Origin of the sequence: Burkholderia sp. 4NA327C6 (assembly GCF_005502655.1) — a bacterium.
Lineage (GTDB): Bacteria > Pseudomonadota > Gammaproteobacteria > Burkholderiales > Burkholderiaceae > Burkholderia > Burkholderia contaminans.
Genome location: NZ_SCNZ01000120.1, coordinates 1 through 1,266 on the forward strand (window position 1 = coordinate 1; position 1,266 = coordinate 1,266).

Here is a 1,266-nt window from a genome sequence, read left to right on the forward strand (position 1 = left end):
ATCAGGAGTTCATCATGAAAAAGCTGTTTGCCTCCCTCGCTCTCGCCGCTTTCGTTGCCCCCGTGTTCGCCGCCACTCAGACCGTCACGCTGTCCGTGCCTGGCATGACCTGCTCCACCTGCCCGATCACCGTCAAGAAGGCGATTTCCAAGGTCGAAGGCGTCAGCAAAGTTAACGTGACCTTCGAGACACGCGAAGCGGTTGTCACCTTCGATGATGCCAAGACCAGCGTGCAGAAGCTGACCAAGGCCACCGAAGACGCAGGCTATCCGTCCAGCGTCAAGAAGTGAGGCACTGAAAACGGCAGCGCAGCACATCTGACGCCCTTGTCTGCTACCACAAACGAAAAAGGATCTGTCGCATGACCCATCTAAAAATCACCGGCATGACCTGCGACTCGTGCGCGGCGCACGTCAAGGAAGCGCTGGAAAAAGTACCCGGCGTCCAATCTGCCATAGTGTCCTATGCCAAGGGCGCGGCCCAGCTCGCCCTTGATCCAGGCACAGCGCCGGACGCACTGACCGCCGCCGTGGCTGGCCTGGGCTACAAAGCGATGCTCGCCGATGCCCCGCCGACCGACAACCGCACTGGGCTGTTCGACAAGGTGCGCGGCTGGATGGGTGCCGCCGACAAGGGCAGCGGCGGCGAGCGCCCGTTGCAAGTCGCCGTGATCGGCAGCGGTGGAGCCGCGATGGCGGCAGCACTGAAGGCCGTCGAGCAAGGCGCGCAGGTCACGCTGATTGAGCGCGGCACCATCGGCGGCACCTGCGTCAACGTCGGTTGTGTGCCGTCCAAGATCATGATCCGCGCCGCCCACATCGCCCATCTGCGCCGGGAAAGCCCATTCGACGGCGGCATGCCACCCACACCGCCGACGATCTTGCGCGAGCGGCTGCTGGCCCAGCAGCAGGCCCGTGTCGAAGAACTCCGTCATGCCAAGTACGAAGGCATCCTGGACGGCAATTCAGCCATCACCGTTCTGCACGGTGAAGCGCGTTTCAAGGACGACCAGAGCCTTATCGTTAGTTTGAACGAGGGTGGTGAGCGCGTCGTGATGTTCGACCGCTGCCTGGTCGCCACGGGTGCCAGTCCGGCCATGCCGCCGATTCCGGGCCTGAAAGAGTCACCCTACTGGACTTCGACCGAGGCCTTGGTCAGCGACACCATTCCCGAACGCCTGGCCGTCATCGGCTCGTCGGTGGTGGCGCTGGAACTGGCGCAAGCCTTCGCCCGGCTGGGTAGCCAGGTCACGATCCTTGCGCGCAG

The 1,266-nt window shown here is 63.3% G+C and carries 2 protein-coding genes; both read left to right on the forward strand.

The window, feature by feature from the left end:
* The first annotated feature begins 14 nt into the window (after positions 1–14).
* Positions 15–290, forward strand: coding sequence for a mercury resistance system periplasmic binding protein MerP (gene merP, locus FFS49_RS41780; RefSeq protein ID WP_003131872.1), 276 nt, complete (start codon positions 15–17; stop codon positions 288–290).
* Between the two features lie 71 nt (positions 291–361).
* Positions 362–1,266: FAD-dependent oxidoreductase (locus FFS49_RS41785; RefSeq protein ID WP_171026925.1), on the forward strand; the 905-nt coding region annotated here is incomplete at its 3' end.